General features: G+C 75.5%; 7 protein-coding genes and 1 pseudogene. All 8 read left to right on the top strand.

Features of this window, described 5'->3' with window-relative positions; translation table 11 throughout:
• Positions 1 to 247: 247 nt before the first annotated feature.
• Positions 248 to 304 (top strand): annotated as a pseudogene (locus ACSNOD_RS23880) (helix-turn-helix domain-containing protein); the annotation flags it as partial.
• Between the two features lie 265 nt (positions 305 to 569).
• Entirely contained in the window at positions 570 to 1028 is a 459-nt protein-coding gene (locus tag ACSNOD_RS23885) for a DUF2690 domain-containing protein (protein WP_436769087.1), read from the top strand.
• 423 nt (positions 1029 to 1451) lie between these two features.
• Positions 1452 to 2576: a helix-turn-helix domain-containing protein gene (locus tag ACSNOD_RS23890; RefSeq protein WP_436769088.1), complete on the top strand. Its 1125-nt coding sequence runs from the start codon at positions 1452 to 1454 to the stop codon at positions 2574 to 2576.
• A gap of 381 nt (positions 2577 to 2957) precedes the next feature.
• Positions 2958 to 3947: a malate dehydrogenase gene (locus tag ACSNOD_RS23895; protein WP_436769089.1), complete on the top strand. Its 990-nt coding sequence runs from the start codon at positions 2958 to 2960 to the stop codon at positions 3945 to 3947.
• Positions 3948 to 4128: 181 nt separating this feature from the next.
• Complete coding sequence (locus ACSNOD_RS23900; RefSeq protein WP_436769090.1) at positions 4129 to 5874, top strand: hypothetical protein; 1746 nt, start codon at positions 4129 to 4131, stop codon at positions 5872 to 5874.
• Positions 5871 to 6521 carry a hypothetical protein gene (locus tag ACSNOD_RS23905; RefSeq protein ID WP_436769091.1) on the top strand — a complete coding sequence of 217 codons (651 nt, stop codon included), beginning with the start codon at positions 5871 to 5873 and terminating at the stop codon, positions 6519 to 6521. Before ACSNOD_RS23900 ends, ACSNOD_RS23905 begins: the two co-directional genes overlap by 4 nt.
• 55 nt (positions 6522 to 6576) lie before the next feature.
• Entirely contained in the window at positions 6577 to 7458 is an 882-nt protein-coding gene (locus ACSNOD_RS23910) for a serine/arginine repetitive matrix protein 2 (protein ID WP_436769092.1), read from the top strand.
• A 242-nt stretch (positions 7459 to 7700) separates the two neighbouring features.
• Positions 7701 to 9203, top strand: coding sequence for an aldehyde dehydrogenase family protein (locus tag ACSNOD_RS23915; protein ID WP_436769093.1), 1503 nt, complete (start codon positions 7701 to 7703; stop codon positions 9201 to 9203).
• Positions 9204 to 9237: the final 34 nt, after the last annotated feature.

The raw sequence follows: 9237 nt of genomic DNA on the forward strand, positions 1-9237 counted from the left end.
CAGGAGGACTTGCTGTACGGGGTCCGCGCGGCGAGCGCGGCCAGGCTCAGGCCCGTGCGCGCCCGCGTCCGCGCCGACGCCCGCGCCCCCGGCCACCGCCCCGCCACCTGGCAACGGCGCACCGGCCGGCGCGTCCACCGCCGCGAGCGCCCCACCGGCCGGTACGGCGCCCCCCGGTGCCCCGGCGCCGGAGTGCGCGCGGCTCGCCGAGGGGCTGCGGGAACTGCGGGCGCGCACGGGCCTGAGCCTGGCCGCGCTCGCCGCGCGGACCCCGTACAGCAAGTCCTCCTGGGAGCGGTACCTCAACGGCAAGGCCCAGCCGCCGCGGCACGCCGTGACGGCCCTCTGCCGGCTCGCCCGGGAGCCCGCGGGGCGGCTGCTCGCCCTGTGGGACCTCGCCGACGGCGCCTGGAGCGGCCGCGCGGGCGGCGCCCCCGCCGGGGCACACCCCGCGGAGAGCGGCGGCCGGCCGCCCGCCCGCCCGACGGCCCGCCGCCCCTGGTACCGGCGCCGGCCCGCGGCCCTGGCCGCCGCCCGGGGCCGCCCTGGCGGTCGCGGCGGCGGTCGGGGTGGCGCTCACCGGCCCCGACGAGCGCCGTACGCCCGCCGCCCGGCCGTCCGCGCAGGGCCCGGCCGGACAGAGCCCGCCCGGGGTCGTCGTGCCCTCCGCGCCCCCGTCGCCCGGCTGCCGGGGCGCGGCCTGCGCGGGCAAGGACCCGCAGAGCATGGCCTGCGGGCGGGTCGTCAGCACCCTCGCCTCCCATGTGGCGGCCGGCGGCGCGCACGTCGAGATCCGCTACAGCGCCGACTGCGCCGCGGCCTGGGGCCGGATCTGGCGCTCCCGGGTGGGCGACCGGATCGAGATCACCGCCCCGGGCGGCGCCCCGCAGATCGGCACCGTGGCCGACGAGTTCGACGCGGCCGGCTACCTCTACACGCGGATGGTGGCCGCGGAGGGCGGCGGCGCGGCGGTGCGGGCCTGCGTGCGGGAGGCGGCGCGCGCCGAACCGGAGTGCTTCGCGCCGTGAGCCGGTGACCGACCCGTCGGCCCCGCCGGCCCGCCGACTCGCCGCTTTGCCGCTCCACCGGCCCGCGGAACGGTCACCACCGGGTGAACCGACCGCGTGCCCCTTCATACGTTCGGGCTAATCGTCATACGGTCCGCAACCGCCGCCGAGGGGGCGTGCGGCGGTCGGCCCGGACCGCGGCCACGCCTCCGTATCGGGCCGGTGACCAGCGGTGACGGACCGGCGGGGACGCCGGGGGATGGGACACTGTGCGGTGCGCGGGACACGTACGGCCGGCGCGCGGCCGCATCCCCAGTGCTCCTGTGCGCCCCCGGACCGGGAACTGACATCCTGACTGCGGGCATCCCCCTGGGTAGCCAGAACGAGGGCCACGGGGGCATGCACCACGGGGGAACGAGCGAGTACGGGGGGAAGGGAAGAGTCATGCCTCGTTGGAGGGCGCTACCGGACGAACTGGACCCGCAGGTGCGGGAGTTCGCCAGCCAGCTGCGCAGGCTCGTCGACCGCAGCGGGCTGAGCATCTCCGCGGTGGCCGACCGGACGGGTTACAGCAAGACGTCCTGGGAGCGCTATCTGAACGGGCGGCTGCTGCCGCCGCAGCGCGCGGTCATGGCGCTGGCCGAGGTCACCGGCACGAACCCGCAGCACCTCACCACGATGTGGGAGCTGGCGGAGCGCGCCTGGAGCCGGTCCGAGATGCGGCACGACGTCACCATGGAGGCGATCCGCGTCGCCCAGGCGCGGGCCGCGCTGAGCGAGTTCGGCGCCACACCCGCCGGCGGGTCCGCCAGGAACGGCCGGGAGAGCGGCAAGGCCCGCACCCCCGCGCGCCCGGCGGCCCTCGCCGACCAGTCCGCCGCGCACGACGGGTTCGGCGCCGCCGCGGCCGACCCGGGCCGCGCGGACTCCCGGTACGCGCCCGGCTCCCACGCCGTGCCCGAACCGGACCGCCCGGCGTGGCCGGGCACGTCCGCGCCCGGCACCCCCGGCCCGGCCCCCGGCGACCCGGCCCGCGCCGACGGCGGCCGCGGCCCCGCCCGCCGGAAGCTGCCGCTGTTCCTGGCCGGCGCCGTCGGCGTGCTGCTGCTGATCGTCGCGGCCGTCCTGCTGCTCGACGGCGGCGAGGACGAGGCCCCCAAGGCCGCCCCGGCCCCGCAGCCCTCGCCCGCCGCGACCACCCAGGCCGCGCCCGAGGCCACCGCGCCGCAGGCCAAGTGCAGCGGCGCCGGCTGCACCGGCAAGGACCCGGAGGGCATGGGCTGCGGCGGGCAGCACGCCCAGACGGTCGCCAGGACGGCGGTCGGCACGGCCTTCGTCGAGGTGCGCTACAGCAAGGTGTGCGGGGCGGCCTGGGCCCGCCTCACCCAGGCGGCGCCCGGCGACTCCGTGCGGATAAGCGGTTCGCGCAACGCGGTGCAGAGCGGCAAGGCGGCCAACCGCGACGCGTACACCCAGATGGTCATGGTGGCCTCGGCGTCCGACGCGAAGGCGTGCGCGACGCTGGTCTCCGGCAAGCGGGGCTGCGCCCAGCCGGCCGCGGGAGGCTGAGCGGGCCGATCCTCGCGACCCGCCGGAAGCCCTCCGCGAAGAAATTCCGCATGGACGGCGGCGGCCGGGGCAGGCGTACCTCGTCCCCCAGGGTGCGAGGCACCCCCGGCGGTCGCCCGTCTCCTCCTCCAGCGGGCGGCCGCCGTCGCCTGTACGGGCCGCCGGCGCGCGGCGGCACCCGTCGGCACCCGGCGGCGCGCGCGGCGCGAGCGACGTGAGAGGCGTGACACACAGGGGCGGCCGCTGCGTTCGGCCCGGGTCGGATAGCCTGACGCCGGGTCTCTCGACGCCAAGAGATCCGGCCACTGTGGGGCAGGGACACCCACCGCTACCGGGGTTCGGGGCCTCTGCTTCAGAAGACACCGCTAGCAGGAGACCGCCATGACCCGCACTCCCGTCAATGTCACCGTCACCGGCGCGGCCGGCCAGATCGGTTACGCGCTGCTGTTCCGCATCGCCTCCGGCCACCTCCTCGGCGCGGACGTGCCGGTCCGCCTCCGCCTGCTGGAGATCCCGCAGGGCCTCAAGGCCGCCGAGGGCACCGCCATGGAGCTCGACGACTGCGCCTTCCCGCTGCTCCGGGGCATCGACATCACCGACGACCCGAACGTGGCCTTCGACGGTGCCAACGTCGCGCTGCTCGTGGGCGCCCGCCCCCGCACCAAGGGCATGGAGCGCGGTGACCTGCTGGAGGCCAACGGCGGCATCTTCAAGCCGCAGGGCAAGGCCATCAACGACCACGCCGCGGACGACATCAAGGTCCTCGTCGTCGGCAACCCGGCCAACACCAACGCCCTGATCGCCCAGGCCGCCGCCCCGGACGTACCGGCCGAGCGGTTCACCGCGATGACCCGCCTGGACCACAACCGCGCCATCTCGCAGCTGGCGAAGAAGACCGGTGCCCCGGTCTCGGAGATCAAGAAGCTCACCATCTGGGGCAACCACTCCGCCACCCAGTACCCGGACATCTTCCACGCCGAGGTCGCCGGCAAGAACGCCGCCGAGGTCGTGAACGACGAGCAGTGGCTGGCGGACACCTTCATCCCGACCGTCGCCAAGCGCGGCGCCGCGATCATCGAGGCGCGGGGCGCGTCCTCGGCCGCCTCGGCCGCCAACGCCGCCATCGACCACGTCCACACCTGGGTCAACGGCACCGCCGAGGGCGACTGGACCTCCATGGGCATCCCCTCGGACGGCTCCTACGGCGTCCCCGCCGGCCTGATCTCCTCCTTCCCCGTCACCTGCCAGAACGGCACGTACGAGATCGTCCAGGGTCTGGAGATCAACGAGTTCTCGCGCACCCGCATCGACGCCTCGGTGCAGGAGCTCTCCGAGGAGCGCGACGCCGTGCGCGCCCTCGGCCTGCTCTGACAGCCGTCGCACCACCTCGTTCCGGCCGCCGAACGGCCCGCGCGCATGGGCGCACACCCGTGAGAAGCGCACGAATATGGCGCCGGAGCGGAGCCCGAATGCGCCCCCGCCGCCATACTGGGTGCACGGAAACGACGAGAACTCCCCGGCGCTGAACGGGAGTTCGAAGATCGGGGGGCCCATGACACCTCCTTCGCCATCCCCGGCGTCGCCGCAGGTCCCACGGGCCGCGGCGCCGGACCGGCGGACCGAACCACCCACCGCGCCCACCCCGCCGTCGCCACCGGCGGCGCCCTCGCACCCGGCCCCGCGTCCCTCGCACACCGAGGCGACCCGGCTGCTGTGCGCCGGCGCCTATCTCGACACCGAGTTCCGCCGCCGGGTCATCGAGGAGCTCGTCGAGCACGAGGAGCGCTCCCTCGCCCCCTCCCTGGGGATCGACGCGGTGCCCGTGCTCGCCCACGCGCTGCGCTCCAGACGCCAGGAGGCCGAGACAGCGCTGCTCCTGCTGGCGGTCTGGGCGGCCTTCATCGCGGTCGACTGGGTCACGGCCACCGGGTCGACCGGCCTCCCGCCGCTGATCTGGTCGCTGGGGTACGGCCTCCTGTGCTTCCTGCTGTGGGCCGGGCGCGCCGGCACCGGGCGGAGCGTCGCCGTCTACACCCTGGACCGCAGGACGCTGAAGCGGGCCACCCGCGGCCGGCTGAAGGTCCTGGTGCCCGTCTCGCTGCGCATCCTGATGCTGGCCTACTGGGCGATGGTGCTGTTCCTCCTGATCGGCGGGGAGGACATGTGGCACGCCGTGCTCTTCCCGCTGCTGCTGACCGTCCCGGTGTGGCTGCACCGCTCCCGGGTGGCGGCCGTGATGCGCGACGAGCTGGGGCGCGAGGCCTTCGAGACCCGGCCGCGCGCCGAGCCGCCCGCCACCGACCGCTACCGGCGGATCACCGCGGCCATCGACCGCGAACAGCACGCCGCGCTCACCATCTACGACCCCTTCCGCCCCTTCATGGGCGCGGGCAAGCCGTACGAGCCCTGGTCGTTCGTGCTGGAACTGAGGCGCAAGGCGGCGCGCGACGGCTCGCCGCCCGCCCCCGCCCGCACCACGGCGGAGGAGGACCGGCTGACCAGCCGCACCGTCGTGGACCTGATCCGGCCGCGGCTGGAGGCGCTGCGTTCGTCGGCCGCCGAGACCAGCCGCGACCGGCTGTGCGGCCTGGAGATCGACGAGTTCGTCTACCTCCCGGTCGGCCTGCCGCGCGCCGAGGTGTCGTACGCCCCCCGGACCGTGGGACAGCACCTGCGGGACGCGGTCGACGAGGGCGGCGAGGCGCGCCGCCACTTCCTGCGCGTGCGGGTGGGGGCGTGGGACGAACAGGTCGTGGTCTCGGTGCTGGTCCGGGTGCACACCCAGGGCGGAATGCTGGTGCTGGAGGTCGTGCCGCACGTGCTCACCCCCGTGCGGCAGGAGTTCAAGGCCGTCGACGTGATCGCGGCGCGCGGCGAGGAGGACGTGGCCCGCGACGGCGTACGGGCGCTGCTCACCAGCCCGACCGCCAACTTCGCCTCCGCGGTGTCCGCCGTGCGGACCGCCGTGGCGCTCTTCAGGATCTGGCTGGCCGACCCCCGGCGGGCGCTGCCGGACGGGCCCGCCACCTCCGTGCGCGAGCTGGGCAGCACCACGGACATCTCCCTGTTCCAGGAGATGGACGTGGCCCGGTACGTGAAGACCGTGCAGGACCGGATCATCAGCGGGGTGCACGAAGCACTGCGCGCCCGGGGCTACGACACCGGCGAGTTCGAGCAGCAGATCGTGAACGTCAGTGGTGGCGGGGTGTTCATCGGGTCGATGAGCGGCGGGGCGGTCGCCACCGGCAACCGCGCCCGGGCCAGTCAGCGGACGGACGGGAAGACGAACGAAGAGTGAACGAGCACACGGACCGCGACGACGATCGTGGCGACGACCGGGACAACTGGGACGACTGGGACGACTGGGACGACCAGGGCGACGAGGGCCGGGACGACGAGCGCGACGACCACGGTGGCGACGAGGGCGAGCCGAGCGATCCGGCCGGCCGGCGGGGCAGCCGGCAGGGCGGTGGCATCACCATCGGCTTCCAGTCCGGCGGAGCCGTGGCGGCGGGCGAGCGGGCCTCGGCCGAGTCCCGCACCCGGCGCCCGCTGCCGCCGCCCACCGGTGGGATGCCCGCGATACCGGCCATGCCGGCCCAGGCGGGCCCGGGCGGCGTCAGCGTCGGCTGGCTGAGCGACGGCGCGGTGGTGGCCGGCCCGGACGCGCGGGCCGTCGACGCCGCGCCGCTCCCGGTGCCGGCGGAGCTGCTGACGGCCGTCCGCGACCTCCGTGGTGATCTGCGGCTGCTGGCGCCCACGGAGGAGACCGCCGAGGTGGACACGGCGCTCGCCGAGGTGGAGGAGGAGATCGACGGCACCGGCCGGGCGGAGCGGTGGCGTCTGGAGTGGCTGCGCGACCGGCTGTCCGCCGGTGCCACGGCCGCGGCCGGCCTGGCCTCGGCCGTGACCGTCGCCCAGGGGATCGCCCAGCTCCTGGGCTGAGCCGGGCCGAGTGATCGCCGCCCATGCCGTACGGCCCGCGAAGGGGAGGTGGGAGATGAGCCAGTGGGATGCCGAACGCCAGCGCTGGGTGCGCCAGGGCGAGGTGAGCGGAGGCGGGGCGGCCTGGCCCCCGGAGGGCGCCCCCGATCCGCCGCATGGACCGCCGCCCTGGCCACCGCCGCCGCCCGGGGACGCCGGTGGCCACGGCGGCGGCCCGGCCGGGACGCCCCGCCGGCGCCGGGTCACCGCGCTGCTGCTGGCCGTCGTCCTCTGCGCCGGCCTCGGCGTCGGCGGCTGGCTGCTCTCGCGTGACGACGGCGGGTCGGACGGGGCGGACGGCCCCTCCGACCGGGTGACGGCGGCCGCATCGGAGAGCGGGCCGGAGGAGGAGCCGTCCCCCTGGGAGGGCACGGACGACCCGACCGACCCCGGCGCGGACGAGACACCGACGGGCCCGCCCAGCGACGGGCCCGCGTTCACCGCGCCCCCCAGCGGCTTCCGCGAGGTGAGCGACCCGGCCGGCTTCACCCTGATGGTGCCGGAGGGCTGGACCCGCTCCGAGGACGACGACAGCGTCTTCTACACCTCGGCCGACGACAGGGAGCTGTTGCAGATCTACCCCCTGCTCGGGCCGGAGGGCACGCCGTACGAGTCGCTGGTGGAGACCGAGCGGCAGGTCTCCGAGCGCCCCGGCTACCAGCGGATCGCCCTGACCCGGTCCGGTACGGAGGACACCGCCCCGGCCTATCTGGAGTACGCCTACGACCACGCCGAGCTCGGCCGCCGGCGCGTGCTCGACCAGGCGTTCGTGGCGCCGGACGGGGTGCAGTACGCCGTACTGGCCGCGGGCCCGGCCGAGGACTGGCCCGCGCAGCGGAACGTCCACACGGTGGCGCTGGCGTCCTTCTGCCCCGAGGAGTTCTGCGCCTCGCCCTGATCGGCCCCTCGCCCTGATCGCGTACACCGGCCCCCGGACGGTGCACAACGGTGCTGAACCGGGCAAACACCCCCTGCCACACGTGATGCGCGTCACGTTACGTCATGCATTGCGCATGGTTTAACCCTCCGGGGGGAGGGCTCCCAGCTGGCCCGACCGCTCTGTCCGATCCGTGTGATTCGAGACGGTACGACCGGTTGTCGCCGTAAGCGATGTCCAGCAGGGAAGGCAGTACCAGAACCGTGTCGGCTCACGAGACCCTTCACATCGACGGCGTGTGGCGCTCCGCCGCCTCCGGCGCCACGCGCGAGGTCCTCGACCCCGCCGACGCCCAGCCCCTGGCGCTCGTCGCCGAGGGCGGCACCGAGGACACCGACGCCGCCGTCGCCGCCGCGCGCCGCGCCTTCGACTCCGGCCCCTGGCCGCGCACACCCGTCGCCGAGCGCGCCGCCCTGCTGCGCCGGGTCGCCGACCTCCTCCAGCGCGACCGCGAGGACATCGCGCTGATCGAGAGCCGCGACACCGGCAAGACCCTGGAGGAGGGCCGGGTCGACGTCGACGACGTGACCAACGCCTTCCGCTACTTCGCCGACCTCGTCGTCAACGAGTCCGGCGGGCGCGTCGTCGACGCCGGGTCCCCCGACATCCACAGCGTGGTCGTCCACGAGCCGGTCGGCGTCTGCGCGCTGATCACCCCGTGGAACTACCCGCTCCTCCAGGCCAGCTGGAAGGTCGCCCCGGCGCTCGCCGCCGGCAACACCTTTGTGATCAAGCCCAGCGAGATCACCCCGCTGTCCACCGTGCGGCTGATGGAGCTCCTGGTGGAGGCCGGTCTGCCGGCCGGCGCCGGCAACCTGGTGACCGGCGCGGGCGACCCCGTCGGCGCCCGGCTCTCCGAGCACCCCGACGTCGACCTCATCTCCTTCACCGGTGGCCTGCCCAGCGGCACCCGGGTGATGCGCGCCGCCGCCCCCACCGTGAAGAAGGTCGCCCTGGAGCTCGGCGGCAAGAACCCCAATGTGGTCTTCGCCGACGCCTGCGCCACCGACGAGGGCTTCGACACCGCCGTCGACCAGGCGCTCAACGCCGCGTTCATCCACAGCGGCCAGGTCTGCTCGGCCGGCTCCCGGCTGATCGTCGAGGAGTCCGTGCGCGACCGCTTCGTCGCCGAGCTCGCCCGCCGTGCCGCGCGGATCACGCTGGGCCGGGGCACCGAGCCGGGCGTGGAGTGCGGCCCGCTGGTCTCCGCCGCCCAGCTCGCCAAGGTCGAGGAGTACGTCGCCTCCGCCGTCGCCGAGGGCGCCGAGGTGCGCTGCGGCGGCGCCCGGCCTGCGCCCTCCGCGGTCCGCCCGGCCACCGGCTACTTCTACGCGCCGACCGTCCTCGACTACTGCCACGGCGCCATGCGGGTCGTCCGCGAGGAGACCTTCGGCCCGATCCTCACCGTGGAGACCTTCCGCACCGAGGACGAGGCCGTCGCCCTCGCCAACGACACCGAGTACGGGCTCGCCGGCGCCGTCTGGTCCGCGGACACCGCCCGCGCCCGCCGGGTCGCGGCCCGGCTGCGCCACGGCACGGTGTGGATCAACGACTACCACCCGTACCTCCCGCAGGCCGAGTGGGGCGGCTTCGGCAAGTCCGGCATCGGCCGCGAGCTGGGCCCGTCCGGCCTGGCCGAGTACCGCGAGACCAAGCACGTCTACGAGAACCTCGCGCCGCGCCCGGTGCGCTGGTTCGCCGGCTGACCCCGCCCGCCGCTCATCGACCCGATGAACACCC

The sequence above is a fragment of the Streptomyces sp. URMC 123 genome (genome assembly GCF_051386515.1).
In the GTDB taxonomy this organism is placed as follows: domain Bacteria; phylum Actinomycetota; class Actinomycetes; order Streptomycetales; family Streptomycetaceae; genus Streptomyces.

Excerpts from the sequence above, each read along its gene's own strand:
- ACSNOD_RS23910 (WP_436769092.1), top strand. The coding sequence starts at position 6,577 with ATGAGCCAGTGGGATGCCGAACGCCAGCGCTGGGTGCGCCAGGGCGAG.
- ACSNOD_RS23890 (WP_436769088.1), top strand. The coding sequence starts at position 1,452 with ATGCCTCGTTGGAGGGCGCTACCGGACGAACTGGACCCGCAGGTGCGG.
- ACSNOD_RS23895 (WP_436769089.1), top strand. The coding sequence starts at position 2,958 with ATGACCCGCACTCCCGTCAATGTCACCGTCACCGGCGCGGCCGGCCAG.
- ACSNOD_RS23900 (WP_436769090.1), top strand. The coding sequence starts at position 4,129 with ATGACACCTCCTTCGCCATCCCCGGCGTCGCCGCAGGTCCCACGGGCC.